This window comes from Streptomyces sp. NPDC002911 (assembly GCF_053591835.1).
Window position 1 is genome coordinate 57,413 of sequence record NZ_JBSFUO010000020.1, and the last position, 19,879, is coordinate 77,291.

Consider the following 19,879-nt stretch of genomic DNA (forward strand, 5'->3'; position numbering starts at 1 on the left):
TCACCTCCTGGGGAGCAGCAAAGATCGGTGCCATTCATGAAATGCCGGGAGCACGGCACGAAGAACGCGGAATGCCGATATTCCACCGTGGACCGTGCCGATACGGACGAGCTCATGCTCTGGAGCATCCACGACCACCCGTACGGCGGCAACAGGGCGTGGTCCTGTCCGCACGGCGGTGCGGAGCGTGGCGGCGGACTCCATGTCCACCGCGATGGCACCGGTGGCCCGGAGGCCGGCCCGCTCCGCGCCCCGGACGACGTGTCCGGAGCCGTTCAGCGGGCCGGTGTGGACCGTGCGTCCGGGTACGGCCCTGACCAGTGCTTCGACCAGCAGGCCGGTGCCGGTGCAGGCCGTGGTGCCGCCGGTGTCCCGGGTCTCCTCGGCCACCACGAGATCACCCGGGTGCATACCGGGTTCCAGCCCGGCGCAGAAGCCGGAGGCGATGACCGCCGCGCCTCCGGCCCCCTCCTGTCCCAGGGCGACCCGGACGGCGTCCTCCGCCGCCCGGGGGCCCATCCCCGACCTGATGATGCTCACCGGGCCGGGGCCCTGCACGCCGCCGCCCCTCCTTCCCGTACGGAGGGCGAAGCGCTCGATGCCGAGGGCGCAGGCGATCAGCAGCGGCGTGGTGGGACCGGGCGGCTCCTGCGCACCACCCATCTGCTCAGGCCCCCTTGCCGGTTCCGGCAACGTGGGCGAAGGGGTCGCCGTACACGTATCTGCCCAGCGCGGTGAGAGGGAAGACCTGCCGGTACAGGTGGTAGTTGATGGAGAAGTCCCAGGGAAAACCGGTCCCGGTGAAATGCGGTTCGTCCCAGGAACCGTCGGCCTGCTGGGTGTCCGCGAGCCAGGCGACTCCTCGCTCCACGGACCTGCTCTCCCGCTCCCCCGCGGCCAGGAGGGCGAGCAGCGCCCACGCGGTCTGGGAGGCGGTGGAGCTGCCGTGGCCGATCCATTTCTCCTCCCGGTAGGAGCGCAGGTCCTCGCCCCAGCCTCCGTCGTCGTTCTGGACGGAGTTCAGCCAGTCGACGGCCCGCCGCACCGAGGGGTGCGCCGCCGGCAGCCCGGCCGCGATCAGCGCGGGCACCACGGAGCCTGTCCCGTAGATGTAGTTGACACCCCACCGGCCGAACCACGCGCCGTTCGACTCCTGTTCGGCGAGCAGCCACTCGACGCCCCGGCGGGTACGGGGATGGTGCGCCCGCCCCTCGACGGCCAGCATCTCCACCACATGTCCGGTGACATCGGCCGACGGCGGGTCAATGACCTCACCGAAGTCGCAGAAGGGAAGCCGGTTGGGGAACGGGCTGGTGTTGTCCGCGTCGAAGGCTCCCCAGGCGCCGTTCCGTGACTGCATGCCGAGGTTCCAGCGCACTCCGCGTTCGATGGCCGCCTCGACCCGGGCGGGGTCGGGGTGGTTGACGCGGCGCAGCGCGAGGACGACTTCGGCGGTGTCGTCGATGTCCGGGTAGTTGTTGTTGTGGAACTCGAACGCCCAGCCGCCCGGGGCCAGTTCGGGCTTGCGTACGGACCAGTCGCCGGGCCGCACGATCTCCTCGCCGAGCATCCAGTCGGCCGCTTTCACGAGCGCCGGATGGTCGGGTCTCACCCCCGCGTCGGCGAGCGCGATGGTCGCGAGACAAGTGTCCCAGACCGGGGACTGGCAGGCCTCGACCATGCGGGCGCCGTCCTCACGCCACACGGTGAACCTGTCGAGCGAGTCGAGTCCCGCCCGCATGACCGGGTGGTCGAGGTCGTATCCGAGCAGGTGCAGCGCGATGACGGAGTACACCGCGGGCGGCTGGATGCCGCCCCAGCAGCCGTCGTTCTCCTGGCGTTCGATGATCCAGCGGGCGGCGGCGTTCATGGCGACGCGCCGCAGTCTGCGCGGGGCGACGGTGTGATAGAGATGCAGCGCCTTGTCGAGCCGCTGGAAGACGCCGTCCCAACTGGCCGCTGGAGCAGTGGCCTTGGGCGGGTTGGGGCACGCCGGGTCGGTGTGCAGTTCGTCCAGGGTGAACGGGGCGGGCCGTACGGGACGCTTCGCGGAAACGATGGTGAGCGGCACGATGGTCTGTCGGGCCCAGCAGCCGAAGTCGTAGATGTTGAGCGGGACCCACTTCGGGAAGAACATCAGTTCGGGTGGGAGTTCCGGCAGGTCGTCCCACTTCCACCAGCCGAAGAGCGCGAGCCAGATCCGGGTGAACACCCGGGACTCGGCGATGCCGCCCTGTTCCCTGACCCAGCGGGCCGCGCGGATCATATGGGGGTCGTCCGGCCGGTCTCCGGCCAGCCTCAGGGCGACGTACGCCTCGATGGTGGCGGAGAGGTCGGGCGGCCCCTCGTAGAAGGTGTTCCAGGTGCCGTCGCCGAGCTGCTCGCCCCGGATGAAGCGGGCCGCGGCCTTTACGGTGTCAGGGTCCTGGATTCCCAGGAACTGACGGAGCAGCAGGTCCTCCGCGTCCATGGTGACGTTGGTGGCGAGGTCGCCCTTCCACCAGCCCTGCGCGTCCTGCCTGCCGAGGAGGTGCTCCACCGAGCGTTCCGCGGCATGCCGTGCGACGGCGAACGCGTCGTCCGCGGCGTCGGTTGATTCGGTCGGATCGCTGGCCGAGGCTGCGCGGAGGTTCGCGGCTCCGGTGCTTCCGTCGGTCGTCGCTGTCATGGCTTCCCCTTCGTGCAGTTTGGTCCTCTGCTGTGCTGGGGTCTCCGTCGGCGGGCGCCCTGTGGGGCGCCCGCCGGCGACTGCGAGTCATATCTGGATGGTGATCATCTCTTTCGTACGACGACGAAGTCGGCGAGCTCGGTGAGCTGCGCCCGCACTCGTTCCGGCATGTCGACGCCGTGCAGCGCCTCGATGGCTACCGCGTGCTGCCGGCGGGCTTCCTGGGCGGTCCACTCGCGGCCGCCCGCCTCCTCGATGAGTGCCGCACGGGCGGCGAACTCCTCTTCGGAGAAGCTGTCGAAGTCGCTGCTCTTGGCGTCTGCGGCGAGCAGCTCGCCCAGACGCTCCGAGGCCGGGCCGCCCGCGGCGAGCGCGGCCACGACGGGCAGGGACTTTTTGCGCTGGCGCAGATCGCTCCAGGTCTGCTTGCCCGTGGACTCCGGGTCGCCCCAGATCCCGAGCAGGTCATCGACCGCCTGGAAGGCGAGGCCGAGGTGGTAGCCGTACGCCTCCAGGATGTCGGCGGTACGGTCGTCGGCTCCGCCGAGCACGGCGCCGATGGAGACGGCGCAGGCAAGCAGGGCACCCGTCTTGTTGCCCTCCATCTCCAGGCACTCCTCGACGGTGACCCGCTCGCGGTGCTCGTAGGAGATGTCCTGGGCCTGACCGTCGATCAGCTTGCGGCTGGCCGTGGTCAGCCGGCGGGCGGCCCGGCCGGCCTCGACGGTGCCGAGCTCCAGCAGGATCTCGTTGGCCAGTGCGAAGAGCGCGTCGCCGACGAGGATCGCCTGGGCGGGGCCGTGCACCTTCCATACGGTGTCGCGGTGACGGCGCTGCTCGTCGCCGTCCATCAGGTCGTCGTGCAGCAACGAGAAGTTGTGCACGAGTTCGACGGCCACGGCTCCGGGGATCCCGGCCTCCGCCGGGGCGCCCGCAGCTTCCGCGGACAGCAGGGCCAGCGCGGGACGCACGGCCTTGCCTCCGTCCCCGTCGGCCGGTCGGCCCTGGGCATCGATCCAGCCGAAGTGGTAGGCCGCGACGGTGTCCATGGGCGGCGCCAGCCGGTCCACGGCAGCTCGCAGCACCGGCGCTGACAGGGCCCTTCCGCGCTCCAGAAGCGCGGTGACGTCCGTGGTGTCCGCCACGGTGTCGTAAGCCGGATTCGCCGGGGTCACAGACTCTCCTCTTGTTCCGGTGGTACTGCTCATGCCGCCTCCTGCAGCGGATGTTCATGTGGCCGGCCGAGGGCCTGGAGCGCGGCGTCAGCGGCACTGCGGCCGCTGCGGACGGCGCCCTCCATCGTGGCGGGCCAGCCGGTGGCGGTCCATGCTCCCGCCAGGTACAGCCCAGGGGCGCGGGTGTGCGTACCCGGCCGCAGGCGGCCCACGCCCGGCGTCGGTGCGAAGGTCGCGGTGCGTTCCCGGGTGACGAAGAAGTCGCGGATCCCGGCCCCTCGCGCCGCCGGGAGGAGCCGCTCCAGCTCGGGCACATAGCGCTTGCGCAGTTCGGCGACGGGCAGGTCGATCTCGTCCTGCGCCGCGGACTGGGACACCGCGAGGTACTGCCCGCCGCCCTGGAGACCGGAGGACTCCGTGCGGTCGAAGACCCACTGCACAGGTGAGCCGAGCGCGGCGAAGAACGATTTGCGCAGCACCTTGCGGTCGTAGACGACGTGCACGTTCAGGATCGGTGCGTCGGTGAGGTCGAGCAGCCGGCCGGGGTCCTCGAGCGCCCCTTCGGGCAACAGCCGGTGGGTCTCGCCCTGCGGCACGGCGAGGACGACGGTGTCCGCGTCGAAGCGTCCGCCGTCGGTCTCGACGGCCCAGCGGCCGTCCTCGGCCCGGATGAGGGAACCGGCCCGGGTGCGCAGGTGGATCGCCACGCCCGCCGTTTCGAGTGCCTTGCGGGCGAGGGTGTCGTGTAGGTCCCCGAGCGGCACTCTGGCCCAGCCGATGTCGGCGGCGCCCGGTGCCGTGAGGAGCCCCGTCCTGAAGACTTTCGCGGCCAGGGCCATGGAGGCGTTAGGCGCGGTCGCGTTGAGCGTGGCGACGCCGACCAGGTCCCAGAGGGCCTCGATGGTGCGCTGCGACTGCCCATGGCGGCGGAGCCAGGTGGCGAAGTCGATGCCGTCGAGCGCGGGGTCGGCGGGGTCGAGACGGCCCAGCGCGAGTGCGGCGCGGGCGACACCGGCCTTCTCCGCGAGCGAGAGGTGCGGGTAGGCGGCGAGCCCTCCGGCGAGGTGCAGCGGGACGGGCAGCCCGGTGCGGCGCAGTCGGCCGAGCCTCGGCCGAGCAGGCCGGCCCACGTCGAGCACGGGCACGTCGAGGCGGTCCTGCAGGGGGGCGAGGTGAGCCCCCTCGATCCGGTCCAGGAACCAGCGGTAGGCCGTGCAGCAGCGCAGGTAGACGTGCTGGCCGTTGTCGACGGACAGGTCGCCGCGCCGGAAGGAGAAGGCGAGCCCGCCGATCCGGGGGCGGCCTTCGAGCAGGGTCACGTCCAGCCCCGCGTCGGCGAGGCGCAGCGCCGCGGTGACGCCGGCGAGGCCGCCGCCGACGACCACCGCGCGGGAGGACCAAGGGCTCCGGCCGGTCACGCCTGCTCCCTTCGCCGTGCAGCCATGGTCGGCGGCGTACTCCGCGTCGTCGCAGACAGGGACGTGTCGGGGCGGTCCTGGGTTGCCCGCCCCGCACGTCGGATCGGACCCGTCATCAGACCCTCCCCCTGGCCGTCCGCCGTGAGATGTACCGCGCGTCGAGACCTGACAGCCCTCGCACCGCAACGTACGCCTTCTCGTGGCCGGGCAGCGAGACCCTGCCGCGAAGAACGGCCTCGGGATCGCGTTCGATCCGGTCGAGGAGCCGACGGTAGATGCCGGCCATGGCGGCTACGCAGGCACCGCTGCGGCGGTCAAGCATGGGCAGCAGCCGGTAGCCCTCGGCGAAGAGCGCCCGGGCGCGCCGGACCTCGAAGTGCACCAGACCCGCGAAGTCGGACCCCCGGGGCGGGGTGGCCTGGTGGAATCCGGCGGAACAGCCGAACTTGGCGAGGTCGTCGGCGGGCAGGTACGTACGTCCGTTGCCGGCGTCCTCGCGGACGTCACGCAGGATGTTGGTGAGCTGGAGTGCCAGGCCGAGGGTGTCGGCGTACTCCGCGGCCCGTTCGGCGCCGGGCGCACCCGCTTCCGTCCCGAAAACGCCCAGGCTGAGGCGCCCGATGGCACCCGCGACACACCGGCAGTACGTCTTCAGGTCGCCCCAGGTCTCGTAGGTCGCGCCACGTACGTCCATCAGTACGCCGTCGATGAGCTCGTCGAGGCCCCCGAGCGGCAGCGGGAACCGGCGCGCGGCGTCGGCCAGCGCGACCGCGACCGGGTCGGTGTCGTCCTCGTCGACGGCGTTGTCCCGGATCCGGCCGAGCAGTCCCCGGGTGTCCTCCAGCCGGATGTGCTTGGTCTCCGGATCCAGCTCGCCGTCGCCGATGTCGTCGACCCGACGGGAGAAGGCGTACAGCGCCGACATGGCCTGCCGCTTCTCGTGCGGCAGCAGTCTGATGCCGTACGCGAAATTGCGGGCCTGCTGTCCGGTGACGGCCTCGCAGTAGCTGTATGCGGCCTGTACCGGTGCCGACATGTACGTCGTCTGTCCCTCCACGGTCCGGCTCACCCCTCTCTGTGCGCTCTTCGCAGAACATCTCCCACTTCGCGCAGCAGTCTGGGCGCGGTGGGTCTGGGCGGTCCGGGCAGTACGTCGAAACCCGCCGCCGAGATCGCGCCCAGGGCGGCCCGTCCTCCGCCGACGAATCCGGCGAGCAGCAGCTTGAGCCGGCCGTGGACGCTGCCCACCAGGGGGACACCCTCGGCCAGCAGGTCACGGGCGCGCTCCGCCTCGAACGCGACCAGCGAGCGTACCGCCGCACCTGCGGACGGTGCTGCCAGGTCCGGTTCGCCGACATGGAAGCGGGCCATGTCCTCGGCCGGCAGATAGATCCGGTCACGGCCGAGATCCTCGGCGATGTCCTGGAGGTGCTCGGCGATCTGCAGCGCGGTACAGACGGCATCGGAGCGGCGGATCCGTTCGGGGCTCGCCGTGCCGGTGATCTGCAGGACGAGGCGGCCGACGGGGTTCGCGGAGAGCTCGCAGTAGGCCAGCAGGTCCCCGTAGGTCCCGTAGCGGCGGACCTTCTGGTCCTGCCGGTTGGCTTCGACGAGCCCGAGGAAGGGTTCGGGGGTGAGCGCGCAGCGCCGCACGGTGGGGCGCAGGGCGCACATCAGGGGGTGGCGCGGGCCGTCACCGGTGGACGCGAAGACACGGTGCAGATCGGCTTCGAGGGCATCCAGCGCGGCGAGCCGGTCCTCGCTCTGCCCGGGATCGAGGCCGAGGTGACGGGCGTCGGCGCCGCCCGGAGCCAGATCGCCGTCACCGATGTCGTCGACGAGGCGAGCGAATCCGTAGACGGCCATCAGGTCGTCGCGCCAGGCACGGGGCAGGAAGAAGGGGGCGACGGGGAAGTTCTCGTCGGCGGCCTTGTCGAGCGTGGCGGTTGCGGCGGCGTCGGCGCGCGCCTGCTGGGTACGGGTCACCGCGTACCGCCCGACGCGGGGACGGCAAAACCACGTCGGAGCTGGAGATTTTCCATCATTGCCGTCATATCTCCCGTTCTACACTGCCGACCCAAAACATCCCTTTTCGGACACGCCGCTCGTCCGGCCGAGTGCGACATGCGCACAACGGGCGATGCGCCGGGGGCGTATCACCCCACATGGCCGCGAATCAGCACCGTCACAGCTTACGTTGCACAGCTCCCAGGGCCGCGCCGGGGTGCGGCACCTCCTCCTGCAACGCGTCGACCGCTGTCAACTTTCCCCAAAAGCAGGGCACTTGACGTCATCCGCCGGGAGGAGATCCGCCCTGGGGCCTCTACCGCGCCTGCGTGCCTTCCCGCCACGGAGCCGCACACCGTGAGGCACTCACCGCTGCACTCGGGCGGGGCCCACACGCACGCGACGGTTACTTGCCTGTCTCCCGCTCGTAGGCCTTCAGTACCTCTTCGGTGGGACCGTCCATCAGGAGCTCGCCCTTTTCCAGCCACAGCACCCGGTCACAGGTGTCCCTGATGGTCTTGTTGTTGTGGCTGACCAGGAAGACGGTGCCCGCCTCCTTGCGCAGCTCGCGGATCCGTTCCTCGGAGCGGACCCGGAACTTACGGTCACCGGTGGCCAGCGCCTCGTCGATCATGAGGACGTCGTGGTTTTTGGCTGCCGCGATCGAGAACCGCAGGCGCGCCGCCATGCCGGACGAGTACGTCCGCATGGGCAGCGTGATGAAGTCACCCTTCTCGTTGATCCCGGAGAAGTCCACGATGTCCTGGTACCGCGCGCGTATCTCCTCGCGGCTCATGCCCATCGCGAGGCCACCGAGTACGACGTTGCGCTCACCGGTCAGGTCGCTCATCAGGGCGGCGTTGACACCGAGCAGCGACGGCTGGCCGTCGGTGTACACCTTGCCGTGCTCGGTCGGCAGCAGGCCGGCGATGGCCCGCAACAGTGTGGACTTGCCCGAACCGTTGGTGCCGATGAGCCCGATGGCCTGGCCGCGATAGGCGGTGAAGGACACGCCCCGCACCGCGTGCACCTTGCGCACACCACGCGGTTCGCCCTTGCCGCGGCGCATGATCCGGCTCAGTGCCGCGGTGGCGCTGCCCTTGCCGCCGCCCGTGCCGTTGACCCGGTACACGATGTGTACGTCGTCCGCGATCACGGTGGGGATGTGTCCTTGGGACGATTCCTCAGCCACGGCCGTACCGTTCCTCTGCCTTCCAGAAGTACACGAAGCCCACGACGCCCACCACGAGCGCCCAGGCGAGCCCGACGGCCCAGACGTGCTCCGGCAGGTTCTCGGAGCCGTAGCCGTCGATCAGTGCGAAACGGACCAGGTCCATGTAGATGGCGGCCGGGTTGTACTGCAGCACATCAGCGATCCACTGCGGCTTGTCCGCCAGCATCACGGGAATCGAGAACATGACGCCCGAGGCGTACATCCAGGTACGCATGACGAACGGCATCAGCTGGGCGAGGTCGGGGGTCTTGCTGCCCAGCCGGGCCATGATCAGCGCCAGGCCGGTGTTGAACACGAACTGCAGAGCCAGCGCCGGAATGATCAGCAGCCAGGAAAGCCTTGGATAGCTGCCGAAGCCCATCGCCACGGCGAGCAGCACGAGCATGGAGTAGAGCAGCTGCTGGAGCTGCTGGAGCGAGAACGAGACGGGCAGCGAGGCCCGGGGAAAGTGCAGGGCCCGGACCAGGCCGAGGTTGCCGGCGATGGACCGTACCCCTGCCATGACCGAGCTCTGTGTGAACGTGAAGACGAAGACTCCGGTCACCAGGAACGGGACGAAGACCTCTTGGCTCATCCCCCTGCTGGTGCCCAGGATCAGGCCGAAGATCAGGAAGTAGACCAGGGCGTTCAGCAGCGGTGTGGCCACCTGCCACAGCTGGCCGAGCTTGGCCTGGCTGTACTGCGCGGTCAGTTTCGCCCTCGAGAACGCCAGGATGAAATGCCGCCGGCCCCAGAGCTGCCGGATGTACACGTACAGCCCGGGCCGGGCGCCGCTCACCGTCAAGCCGTACTTGTCGGCCAGCTGGGACGCGCTCAGTCCCTCGTCGGCGGACGGCGGGCTGCTCAACGCAATCCCGCCGTCGTGGGTCGTGTCACTCACAGTTAAGAACTCTCGTCTTCACGATGCGCAGCCGGTCGCAGGCGCGGCCAAGGCGGACAGGTACCCCGTACGGAATGGATACGGCTCATGGTCTCAGAGACAGAAGCCTCTCAGATCACCGGTGGCCGGCCCAGTCTGGTCAGCCGCCACACCGTACGCCACCTCATCGGGCGCCGGGGTCCGCAGGGCGTGGTCCAGCCTTCACGGAAGCCTCCGAACCATGCCTTGAGGGCGGGCAGGGAGGGCCGGCGGACAAGGGTGAGGAGCAGCCAGACCCCGACGTAGAGGGGAACCAGCGGTGCGGGCAGGTTCCGGCGGGCGAGCCAGACGCGGTTACGGGCCACCATCCGGTGGTAGACCGCGTGTCGCGAGGGGGCGGTGGTGGGGTGGTTGAGCACCATGTCCGCGCGATACTCGATCATCCAGCCGGCGTCCAGGGCCCGCCATGCGAGGTCGGTCTCCTCGTGCGCGTAGAAGAACTCGCCGGGAAGCGGGCCGGCCTCGGCGATCACCCGGCTGCGTACGGCGTTCGCGCCGCCGAGGAACGTCGTGACACGGGAGGAGCGCATCGGGTCGGAGGCCCGCAGCCGCGGCACGTGCCGTCGCTGGGTGACGCCGGTGTCCGGGTCCGCGATGCGGAAGGTGACGATGCCGAGCTTCGGGTCCGCATCGAACGCCTGCCGGCAGAGCTCGGCGGTGTCGGTGTTCGGCAGGTGCCCGTCGTCGTCGAGGAAGAGCAGGGCGTCCACATCGGCGCCGGACGGACCGAACGCCTCGATGCCGACGTTGCGGCCGCCCGGAATACCCAGGTTCTCGGGCAGCTCGACGGTCCGTACGCCCGGGGGGACGTCGGGGACCGGGGCACCGTTGCCGACGACGACCACCTCGATCCGGTCGCCGTCCTGCTTGGCGACCGAATCGAGAAGGGCGCGCAGTTCTTCGGGTCGGTTGCCCATGGTGATGATGACCGCGCCGAGTTTCATGGGTGAGCTCACTTCAGCCTGCTGGACGCCAGGATCGACACCAGGTGCAGGAGGGTCTGGAGCAGGGCGATGCCGGCCATGACCGCGACCGCGAGGCGGCTGAAGAACAGGTCGTCCCGGACCACGTCGAGGACCGCCACCACGAGGATGACCAGCGACGCCTCGATACCGAGGATCAGCCGGTGGAACTTCAGCGCTCCGGCGGCACGTCGGGCGAACGCCATACCGGAGGAGCGCGGCTCCGACGCGGCCTCCTTGACCGGCGGCAGCCCGCCCTGGTGGCGTGCGACGCCGACGAGGTCGGTCTCGGCCTTGATCAGGATGGCGCCGAGCGCGGCGAGCGTCCCCAGGAAGGCCCAGAGCCAGTCGATGCGTCCCGGACCCCACAGGTCGGCGGCACGCAGGCCGAAGCCGACCAGCACCGCCGCGTCGCACAGATACGCGGCCACCCGGTCCAGGTAGACCCCGCCCAGCGAGTACTGCTTCTTCCAGCGGGCCACCTCGCCGTCGACGCAGTCGAACAGCAGGTAGAGCTGGACCGCGAGGACGCCGAGCAGGGCACCCGGGATGCCCGGGACCAGCAGGGCGGGCGCCGCCAGCGCACCGGCGACGGTCATCACGTAGGTCAGCTGGTTGGGCGTGATCTTGGTGTTCACCAGGTGCCGGTCGATGCGCAGCGAGATCTCGCGCATGTAGAGCCGACCCGCCCAGTGCTCGCCACTGCGCCGGTCCTTCACACCCGGAGGGTGCACGACCGGACGGAGTTCAGCTATGGATGGCTTTTGCATAGTCGGCGTACGCGTCCCTGATCTGGTCGATGGACAGGTTGAGGTGTTCCAGGATCGTGAAGCGTCCCGGGCGCGTCTGCGGCGCGTAGTCGACGGCCCGCACGAATTCGTCGGCAGTGAAGCCGATCTCGTCGGGCAGCACCGGGAGCCCGTGACGCCGCAGCACGGAGGCCATGTGCAGCGACTCCTCGTGCGCGCCTCGCAGGTGCATGGCGAAGCAGGCGCCGAGGCCGACCTGCTCGCCGTGGCTGGCGGCGCGCTTCGGGTACAGCAGGTCGAAGGCGTGACTGATCTCGTGGCAGGCGCCGGACGACGGCCGTGTGTCCCCGCTGATCGAGATCGCGATCCCGGAGAGCACCAGCGACTCGGCCAGGACGGTGAGGAACTTGTCGTCGGCCACGGTTCCGGGGTGACGCAGAACGGCTTCGCCGGCCGTACGGGCCATCGCGGCGGCCAGTCCGTCCACCTGCTCGGCATTGACCTGGTGCGAGAGCTCCCAGTCGGCGATCGCCGAGATGTTGGAGATCGCGTCACCGATGCCGGAGCGCACGAAGCGGACCGGGGCCTCGCGAATGACGGAAAGATCGATGACCATCGCGATCGGCGTCGGCACGCCGTAGGAGCCGCGCCCGTTGTCGTTGTCCAGCGTCGCCACCGGCGAGCACAGACCGTCGTGGGCAAGGTTCGTGGCGACGGATACCAGAGGCAGGCCGACCCGGGCCGCGGCGTACTTCGCCACGTCGATGATCTTGCCGCCGCCGAGGCCGACCACGGCGTCGTACCGCTTGCCCTTGATGTCGTCAGCGAGCTTCACGGCGGAGTCGATGTTGCCGCCGGCCACGCAGTACCAGTCGGCGCCGGGCAGGAACGGCGCGAGCTTCTCGCGCAGCGCCTGTCCCGAGCCGCCACTGATGGCGACGGCGAGCCTGCCGGAATTGGAGATCCGCTGGTCGGCAAGGAGACCGGCCAGATCATCCATCGCGCCACGCCGGATGTCGACGACGACCGGGGACGGGATGAGGCGGGTCAGTACAGGCACGCGATCTCCCTGCCCCTGGCGAGATCGTCGTGGTTGTCGATCTCGACCCACGTCACCTCGCCGATAGGGGCGACGTCGACCGTGAAGCCGCGGTTCACGAGCTCCTGGTAGCCGTCCTCGTAGTAGAGGTCGGGGTCGCGCTCGAAGGTGGCCTTCAGCGCGTCGGCGAGTTCCTCTGCGGCGTCGGGCTCGATCAGCGTGACGCCGATGTACTCGCCGGTCGCGGTGGCCGGGTCCATCAGCTTGGTGATGCGCCGGACGCCCTTGCCGCCCTCGGTGATGACCTTCATCTCCTCGTCGGCGAGGTTCTTCACCGTGTCGAGGGCGAGGATGATCTTCTGGCCCTTGCCGCGTGCGTCCAGGAGGGTCTTCTCGACGGAGACCGGGTGCACGGTGTCGCCGTTGGCGAGGATGACGCCCTTCTTCAGGACTTCACGCGCGCACCAGAGTGAGTAGGCGTTGTTCCACTCCTCGGCCTTGTCGTTGTCGATGAGCGTCAGAGTCACGCCGTACTTCGCCTCGAACTCGGCCTTGCGGGCGTAGACCGCCTCCTTGCGGTAGCCGACGACGACCGCGACCTCGGTGAGTCCGACCTCCGCGAAGTTGGCCAGCGTCAGGTCCAGGACCGTCTTCTCGCCGTCCACCGGCACCAGGGCCTTGGGCAGCGTGTCCGTGTAAGGACGCAGACGGCGTCCGGCACCGGCAGCCAGTACGAGGCCGATCATGCGAGTTCTCCTTCGTCGTGTACTGCGGGGGCTGAGGAGGACACCCAGAAGCGGATGGACTCCACGAGCACCACCAGAGCCACGGCGACCGCGACTGCGGTCAGAGCCGTGGTGAAATCTGTACTGCGGGTCAGTACGGCGGCGAGGACGGCCACGACCAGCGTCCGGCCTTCGTGCCCGCCGATGGTGCGCACCAGCCACTGGGGCGGCGCTCCGGTGCCGCCCCGGATGCGGTACACCGTGTCGTAGTGATGGTAGGCGACGGCCGAAACCAGGCCGAACGCCGCGGGAACGGCGTGCGGTACGTCACTGCGGGCGGCCAGCAGGAGGATCGTGCAGTACTCGGCGGCCCGGAAGACCGGGGGGACGAGCCAGTCGAGCGCGCCCTTGAGCGGCCGCGAGACGGCAAGTCCGGAGACGAGCGCGTACACCACTGCGGCGCCCGCGGTCAGCCAGCCGCCGTAGGGGGCGAACAGAGCCGCGGCGACCATCACCAGCGCTCCGGCGAGCGCCAGAAGCGGGGCGTTGAAGCCGCCGCCCGGGCGGCGGAGTACGGCGGCGGCTGCCTGGGCGAGCGGGCCCGAGTCAGCGAGGTCGGCCAGCGCTCCCGCTGCCCGGTCGGTGCGCTGCGCCTTGCGGGTCAGCGAGCGGAGCAGCCGGCCGGCCGTCGTGTAGCAGGCGGCCAGGGCGCAGCCGACGAGCAGGGCGTAGAAGACGATCCGGGGCGTGGTCACGGCGGTGAGCACGGCGATCATGGCCCAGCGTTCACCGATGGGCAGCACTATCATCCGGCGCAGCCAGACCGTCCAGCCGACGCTGTCGAGCTTGTCGGAGAGCGCGGCGGTGGGGCTCGTGTTGGACACCGCGTCGTGGTTGGCCTCGTTGAACGAGAAGTCGACGACATGGCGACAGGCCTGGAGGACCATCGCGCCGAGCGCGAGGACCCAGACGTCATCACCGCCGCGGGCGGCGCCGAGGGCGAGGCCCGCGTAGTACGCGTACTCCTTGGCCCGGTCGAAGGTGGCGTCCAGCCAGGCGCCCATCGTCGAGTACTGCAGCGAGTAGCGGGCGAGCTGTCCGTCGGTGCAGTCCAGGACGAAAGAGAGGAGCAGGAGCACTCCGGCCGCGACGTAACCGCCACGGGTGCCGGTCGCCGCGCTGCCCGCCGCGATCAGCGCGGTGATCAGCGAGGCGGTGGTGACCTGGTTCGGGGTGAGGCCCCGGCGGGCGCACCAGCGGGCGATGTAGCGGGAGTAGGGGCTGATGAAGTACGTGGTGAAGAAGCCGTCGTGGGCCTTCACCGCACTGCGCAGCCGTACGGCCTCGTCGTCGACGGCTGCTACGGCGGTCCGTGCGGCTGTCCGCTCCTCGGCCCCGGTGGGCACCACGGCCGTGAGTGAACCCAGCTCGGGGCGCTGCACGGCGGTGCCCTCCGTGTCCAGGGCCACGGCCAGCCGGCCGGGCACCGTGCGGTCCTCGGTGACGGGTCCGGCACCGGGAGACGCGACGGGGCTCCCGGCATCACCTGCGGCCACAGCCCTGCGCAGGGCACGGAGCAGCGCGGGACGGGCCTCGGGCTGCGCGGTGAGCGCTCCGGGGATCGACGCGGCGGCGAAACGGGGGTCGGTGAGTCCTAGCCTGAGGGCGTGGACGTGGCCGACGAAGCGGGGATCCACGAGCGCGACGCGCTTGCTGGCGGGGACCGCGGCGAGCAGTTCGGCGGCCTCGGAGGCACCGGCTGCGGCAGTCACGTCGAAGCCGAGCGACCGCAGATCGTTCTCGAGCGACGATCCGGGTACCGGTGCACCGGTGAGGATGGCGGTCGACAGACGAACTCACTCCTTGGTGCTGACGGGAACGGCGCGCGGCATAACGGCCCGGAGGTGGGCCGGCGGCACGTCGGCTGAGGCTATCGGATGAACGGAAGACCGAGTTCACCGCCCGTTTGTGCTCCGTTCGGGCGAATCGGCCATCATGCGGCGCCGTTCGCGGTCATCATCGTCGATCAACACCTCACCCCACAAACCGCGTCCGCGCAGCGCATAAGCTGGCCTGCATGACGTGGTTGATCACAGGCGGGGCCGGTTACATCGGGGCACATGTGGCGAAGGCCATGACGGGAGCCGGCGAACGGGTCGTCGTCCTCGACGACATCTCCACAGGCATCGAGGAGCGGCTGCCCGCCGATGTCACGCTGGTGCGAGGTTCGGCCTCGGACCGCACGGTGCTCGACCGGGTGCTGGCGGAGCACGCCGTCACGGGTGTGGTGCACCTCGCGGCGAAGAAGCAGGTCGGCGAGTCCGTCGAGAAACCACTGCTCTACTACCGGGAGAACGTGACCGGGCTCTCCGTACTGCTGGAGGCCGTGGTCGCGGCCGGCGTGCGGCGCTTCCTCTTCTCCTCCTCGGCGGCGGTCTACGGCGTGCCGGACGTGGAGCTGATCACGGAGTCGACGCCGTGCGCGCCGATCAACCCGTACGGCGAGACCAAGCTCGCCGGGGAGTGGCTGGTGCGCGCGACGGGGCGGGCGCACGGCATGTCGACGGCCTGCCTGCGGTACTTCAACGTGGCGGGGTCCGCCGCGCCCGAGCTGGCCGACACGGGTGTCTTCAACGTCGTACCGATGTTCTTCGACCGGCTGACGCGGGGAGAGGCGCCGCGGATCTTCGGTGACGACTACCCGACACCGGACGGCACCTGTGTGCGCGACTACATCCATGTCGCCGACCTGGCGGAGGCGCACCTCGCCGTCGCCGGGCATCTGGACAGGAGCTCGGACGGCGGGGACCTCACGGTGAACATCGGCCGGGGCGAGGGCGTATCGGTGCGCCGGCTCGCGGAGCTGGTGGGGGAGGTCACCGGCCTGCGCACCGAACCCGTGATCGAGCCCCGCAGGCCCGGAGACGCGGCCCGGGCGGTCGCGTCGGCCGCCCGGATGACGGAAGAGCTGGGCTGGACGGCACGCCGCGGGATGCGCGAGATGGTGGAGTCGGCCTGGGAAGGCTGGTGCCTGCGCCACCCGGAGGCGCGCGCCGCACAGTGAGGGAACGCACTCCGGCGACACTCTGACCTGCGATCGTTTCCGCAGGTCAGAGCATATGACAACGGTGTTCAGTGCCGTGTTGCCCCGTACCCCTCCCCCGTAGTTCACTGGCCGCATCGGGCGAGGTGCGCCCGAGCTGTCCGAGGGACACGACGGGTGTACGGAGGCGTTCGTATGGGGGCTGGCCACGATCACGGGCACACGCACGGAGGGCCGCCACCGACGGGCACGGCCGCCGCCGCGTACCGCGGCCGGCTCCGGGTCGCGCTGGGTATCACGCTCTGCGTCATGGTCATGGAGATCGTCGGCGGGCTCCTCGCCGACTCGCTCGCCCTGCTCGCGGACGCGGCCCATATGGCGACCGACGCACTGGGGCTGGGCATGGCCCTACTGGCCATCCACTTCGCCAACAGGCCCGCGGGTCCCAACCGCACCTTCGGTTATGCGCGCGCCGAGATCCTCGCCGCGCTGGCCAACTGCCTGCTGCTCCTGGGCGTCGGCGGCTACCTGGTCTTCGAGGCCGTCGACCGCTTCATCACCCCGGCGGAGACCAGGGGAGGCCTGGCCATCGCGTTCGCGGCCGTCGGCCTGGTCGCCAACGTGGTCTCCCTGTCCCTGCTGATGCGCGGACAGCGGGACAGCCTCAATGTGCGGGGGGCCTACCTCGAGGTCGTCGCGGACACTCTCGGTTCGGTGACGGTGCTCGTGGCGGCGGGCATCATCATGGCCACCGGCTGGCAGGCCGCTGACCCCATCGCCTCGTTGCTGATCGGCCTGATGATCGTCCCCCGTACGGTGAAACTCCTGCGGGAGACGCTCGACGTGCTGCTGGAGTCGGCACCCAAGGGCGTCGACATGGACGAGGTGCGCGCCCACATCACGGCTCTGCCCGGAGTGCTGGACGTCCATGACCTGCATGCATGGACGATCACCTCGGGCATGCCCGTTCTGTCCGCCCACGTGGTGGTGCACCAGGAGATGCTCGACTCGATCGGACACGAGAAAATCCTGCACGATCTGCAGGGCTGCCTCGGCCATCACTTCGCCGTCGAGCACTGCACCTTCCAGCTGGAGCCCAGCGGGCACGCGGAGCACGAGGCGCGGCTCTGCCACTGAGCCGCAGGAGCGCCACCGGGGCCCCGTGCTAGGATGTGCGTCGTGTCTCCGAGCCCGGAGCCCCGTGAAGAGGGAAGGAGCTGAGGTTGATGACTGCCACGATGTCGGCTGCCATGCGCGGCAATCGGTCCTTCCTCATCTCCCGGGTCACCGGCTGACCGCTCGGCACTCCGCACGCGGCGTCGGCCGGGGCCCTCTCATCCAAGGGTTCCCGTCTTGACCGACCACACGTACACCGCTTTCTTCGAACTGCACCACCGGTTGCCCCGGCAGAGTCCCGGTTCCGATGCCACCACGCGGCAGCTGCTCGCCATGGCCGGCCCGCAGCCGGACCGCCCGCGCGTCCTGGACCTGGGCTGCGGCCCGGGCAGGGCAGCCCTGCTGCTCGCCGCCGAGGCGGGCGCCGAGGTGACAGCGGTCGATCTGCACCAGCCGTTCCTCGACGAGCTCACCCGGGCTGCCGAGGCCCGTGGGCTGGGTGACCGGATCCGTACCGTCAGGGCGGACATGGCCGACCTCTCCGGCCCCGACTTCGCCGACGGGTCCTACGACCTGGTCTGGGCCGAGGGTTCCGCGTACCTCATCGGGTTCGACATCGCGCTGCGGGACTGGCAGCGGCTGCTCGTCCCCGGCGGGTCGATGGTGATCACCGAGTGCGTCTGGACCACCGGCTCCCCGTCGGCAGGGGCACGCGCCTTCTGGGACCGGCATGCCTCGCTGCGCCCCGTCGCGGCGAACACCGCCGCGGCGGTGCAGTCGGGCTGCAATGTGCTCGGGGTGCTGGTGCAGCCCGACAGCGACTGGGACGAGTACTACGTACCGCTGGCCGCACGGGCCGCCGCGGCGGATCCGTCGGCTCCCGGAATGCCGGAGGCGCTCGCGGCCACCCGTGAGGAGCTCGAGGTGCGTCGCCTCCACGGCGCGGACTACGGCTACGCCGGCTATGTGCTGCGCCCCCGCGATCCCCGCTGGCGGGCCCGCCCCGAGACGGCCGCCGACCGCGACGCGGTGCACGGGGTCGTCGCGGCCGCCTTCCCGGCCCGGGACGAGGCCGATCTGGTCGACACCCTGCGCACCGACCCCGGGGCATGGCTGCCCGGACTTTCGTACGTGGCCGAGGCCCCTGACGGTTCCGTCGCGGCCCACGCCCTGCTGACCCGGTGCCGGGTCGGGGACGCCCCGGCACTCGCACTCGCCCCGGTGGCGACCGCGCCGGCTCACCAGCGCGGGGGCGCCGGGCGTGCGGTCGTCCGGGCGGTGCTGGACGCCGCACGGCTGCGCGGGGAGTCACTCGTCCTGGTGCTCGGGCACCCGGAGTACTACCCGGCCTTCGGTTTCGTGCCGGCGTCGCGGTTCGGGATCAGGCCGGGCTTCGATGTTCCCGACGAGGCGATGATGGCACTGGTCCTCGACGATTCCGTGCCGGTGCCGAGGGGCGCGATCCACTACCCGGCGGCCTTCGGGGGCTGACACGGTGTCCGTCCCGCCCCGTCCTCCGGGACGGGGCGGGACGGACATGCCAGCACCCGCAGTGCGGACAAGCGGCTTTTGTACGGCAGACTTGACCGCACTCGAGGGGTCCGGCGCACGAGGCCGGGAACCAAAGCGAAGGATGGGTATGCCGACCACACCAGCCACCGCGGCGCACAGCTCGTCGAACGGCACAGCAGACGCGATCATGCTCGAACTGGTCGACGAGAACGGCACCACCATCGGCACCGCGGAGAAGCTTGCCGCGCATCAGGCCCCGGGCCAGCTGCACCGGGCGTTCTCCGTCTTCCTCTTCGACGAGCAGGGGCGGCTGCTGCTGCAGCGTCGTGCGCTCGGCAAGTACCACTCCCCCGGCGTGTGGTCGAACACCTGCTGCGGCCACCCGTACCCGGGAGAGGCACCGTTCGCGGCGGCCGCCCGGCGTACGTACGAGGAGCTGGGGGTCTCGCCCTCGCTGCTCGCCGCGGCAGGCACGGTCCGATACAACCACCCCGACCCCATGTCGGGCCTGGTGGAGCAGGAGTTCAACCACCTGTTCGTCGGAATGGTGCAGGAGCCCCTGCGACCGGACGAGGAGGAGGTCGGCGAGACGGCCTTCGTGACCTCCGGCGAACTCGCGGAGCAGCATGCCGCCGCACCGTTCTCGGCGTGGTTCATGACCGTGCTGGACGCCGCGCGGCCCGCGATCAGGGAGCTGACGGGGCCGTCCGCCGGCTGGTGAAACGCACCGGACAGGGGGCGGTCAGAGTTGCGCCTTCAGGGGCAGGGCCGCCCAGATGATTTTACCGCCGCCGGCGGTGTGCTCGACGTCGTAGCTACCGCCCGCCTCGGTGGTGATCTCACGCACCAGGAGCAGTCCCCGGCCGCCGGTCTGCGCGTAGTCGGTGACCAGCGCCGTCGGGCGGTAGGGGTGGTTGTCCTCCACCGAGACTCTGATCCACTCCGCCCCGATGGCCACCTCGACCGCCAGTTCGGGCGAGAGCAGCGCCGCGTGCCGGACCACGTTGGTGACCAGCTCCGACACGATCAGCAGCAGCGCCTCGAGGATGTCGTCCTCGACGGGTACGCCCTGCCGCTCGAGCAGGTCCCGTACGGCGTGCCGGGCCTGCGGCACCGAGACGTCGACGGCGGGGGCGGTGAAGCGCCACACCCCTTCGTACGACACGGGATGGGCCGGAACTCTCCCACGGCTCTCCATAGACCGGCACCCGCTCTCGATTCGCGTGTCGCTGACCATCGAGTAATGAGTGTCGGGAAGAGTGTGGTCGGGGCCGCAGCGCTGACTACAAGTGGTCACTTCCAGGGGCAATTT

General features: G+C 70.3%; 18 protein-coding genes. 4 read left to right on the forward strand and 14 right to left on the reverse strand.

What is annotated here, in order from left to right; genetic code table 11:
• From ACWD04_RS25280 to ACWD04_RS25340, 13 genes are all read right to left on the reverse strand, one after another.
• On the reverse strand, positions 1 to 663 hold the full coding sequence (locus ACWD04_RS25280) for a phosphorylase family protein (RefSeq protein WP_451135567.1): 663 nt from the start codon (positions 661 to 663) through the stop codon (positions 1 to 3).
• A gap of 4 nt (positions 664 to 667) precedes the next feature.
• The gene (gene shc / locus ACWD04_RS25285) at positions 668 to 2,668 is read right to left on the reverse strand and encodes a squalene--hopene cyclase (RefSeq protein ID WP_451135569.1); all 2,001 of its coding nucleotides are present in this window, start codon (positions 2,666 to 2,668) and stop codon (positions 668 to 670) included.
• A 104-nt stretch (positions 2,669 to 2,772) separates the two neighbouring features.
• Positions 2,773 to 3,876 (reverse strand): polyprenyl synthetase family protein, encoded by a 1,104-nt coding sequence (locus ACWD04_RS25290; protein WP_451135571.1) that lies wholly within the window; start codon positions 3,874 to 3,876, stop codon positions 2,773 to 2,775.
• The gene (gene hpnE / locus ACWD04_RS25295) at positions 3,873 to 5,261 is read right to left on the reverse strand and encodes a hydroxysqualene dehydroxylase HpnE (protein ID WP_451135573.1); all 1,389 of its coding nucleotides are present in this window, start codon (positions 5,259 to 5,261) and stop codon (positions 3,873 to 3,875) included. Before hpnE ends, ACWD04_RS25290 begins: the two co-directional genes overlap by 4 nt.
• A gap of 115 nt (positions 5,262 to 5,376) precedes the next feature.
• Positions 5,377 to 6,297: a presqualene diphosphate synthase HpnD gene (gene hpnD, locus ACWD04_RS25300; protein WP_451135653.1), complete on the reverse strand. Its 921-nt coding sequence runs from the start codon at positions 6,295 to 6,297 to the stop codon at positions 5,377 to 5,379.
• Positions 6,298 to 6,326: 29 nt separating this feature from the next.
• A complete protein-coding gene (gene hpnC / locus ACWD04_RS25305; RefSeq protein WP_451135575.1) occupies positions 6,327 to 7,247 on the reverse strand; it encodes a squalene synthase HpnC in 921 nt (306 codons plus the stop codon).
• A gap of 427 nt (positions 7,248 to 7,674) precedes the next feature.
• On the reverse strand, positions 7,675 to 8,460 hold the full coding sequence (locus ACWD04_RS25310; RefSeq protein ID WP_403999472.1) for an ABC transporter ATP-binding protein: 786 nt from the start codon (positions 8,458 to 8,460) through the stop codon (positions 7,675 to 7,677).
• The gene (locus tag ACWD04_RS25315) at positions 8,453 to 9,382 is read right to left on the reverse strand and encodes an ABC transporter permease (RefSeq protein WP_451135578.1); all 930 of its coding nucleotides are present in this window, start codon (positions 9,380 to 9,382) and stop codon (positions 8,453 to 8,455) included. The genes ACWD04_RS25310 and ACWD04_RS25315 overlap by 8 nt, the downstream gene beginning before the upstream one ends.
• Positions 9,383 to 9,492: 110 nt before the next feature.
• Positions 9,493 to 10,365 (reverse strand): glycosyltransferase family 2 protein, encoded by an 873-nt coding sequence (locus ACWD04_RS25320; protein ID WP_451135580.1) that lies wholly within the window; start codon positions 10,363 to 10,365, stop codon positions 9,493 to 9,495.
• Positions 10,366 to 10,373: 8 nt separating this feature from the next.
• Complete coding sequence (locus tag ACWD04_RS25325; protein ID WP_451135582.1) at positions 10,374 to 11,153, reverse strand: CDP-alcohol phosphatidyltransferase family protein; 780 nt, start codon at positions 11,151 to 11,153, stop codon at positions 10,374 to 10,376.
• The gene (locus ACWD04_RS25330) at positions 11,131 to 12,192 is read right to left on the reverse strand and encodes an iron-containing alcohol dehydrogenase family protein (protein WP_451135584.1); all 1,062 of its coding nucleotides are present in this window, start codon (positions 12,190 to 12,192) and stop codon (positions 11,131 to 11,133) included. The genes ACWD04_RS25325 and ACWD04_RS25330 overlap by 23 nt, the downstream gene beginning before the upstream one ends.
• Complete coding sequence (locus ACWD04_RS25335; protein WP_451135586.1) at positions 12,180 to 12,917, reverse strand: phosphocholine cytidylyltransferase family protein; 738 nt, start codon at positions 12,915 to 12,917, stop codon at positions 12,180 to 12,182. The genes ACWD04_RS25330 and ACWD04_RS25335 overlap by 13 nt, the downstream gene beginning before the upstream one ends.
• On the reverse strand, positions 12,914 to 14,668 hold the full coding sequence (locus tag ACWD04_RS25340) for a DUF5941 domain-containing protein (RefSeq protein WP_451135588.1): 1,755 nt from the start codon (positions 14,666 to 14,668) through the stop codon (positions 12,914 to 12,916). The genes ACWD04_RS25335 and ACWD04_RS25340 overlap by 4 nt, the downstream gene beginning before the upstream one ends.
• A gap of 305 nt (positions 14,669 to 14,973) precedes the next feature.
• Between ACWD04_RS25340 and galE the strand changes: the two genes are divergently transcribed.
• From galE to idi, 4 genes are all read left to right on the forward strand, one after another.
• Positions 14,974 to 15,960: a UDP-glucose 4-epimerase GalE gene (galE, locus tag ACWD04_RS25345; protein ID WP_451135590.1), complete on the forward strand. Its 987-nt coding sequence runs from the start codon at positions 14,974 to 14,976 to the stop codon at positions 15,958 to 15,960.
• Positions 15,961 to 16,134: 174 nt separating this feature from the next.
• Positions 16,135 to 17,076, forward strand: a complete 942-nt coding sequence (locus tag ACWD04_RS25350) for a cation diffusion facilitator family transporter (protein WP_451135592.1) — start codon at positions 16,135 to 16,137, stop codon at positions 17,074 to 17,076.
• A gap of 216 nt (positions 17,077 to 17,292) precedes the next feature.
• Positions 17,293 to 18,546, forward strand: a complete 1,254-nt coding sequence (locus ACWD04_RS25355) for a GNAT family N-acetyltransferase (RefSeq protein ID WP_451135594.1) — start codon at positions 17,293 to 17,295, stop codon at positions 18,544 to 18,546.
• A 148-nt stretch (positions 18,547 to 18,694) separates the two neighbouring features.
• Positions 18,695 to 19,288 carry an isopentenyl-diphosphate Delta-isomerase gene (gene idi, locus ACWD04_RS25360; RefSeq protein WP_451135596.1) on the forward strand — a complete coding sequence of 198 codons (594 nt, stop codon included), beginning with the start codon at positions 18,695 to 18,697 and terminating at the stop codon, positions 19,286 to 19,288.
• A gap of 21 nt (positions 19,289 to 19,309) precedes the next feature.
• Here the strand turns inward: idi and ACWD04_RS25365 are convergent, their stop codons facing one another.
• The gene (locus tag ACWD04_RS25365; protein ID WP_451135598.1) at positions 19,310 to 19,765 is read right to left on the reverse strand and encodes an ATP-binding protein; all 456 of its coding nucleotides are present in this window, start codon (positions 19,763 to 19,765) and stop codon (positions 19,310 to 19,312) included.
• Positions 19,766 to 19,879: the final 114 nt, after the last annotated feature.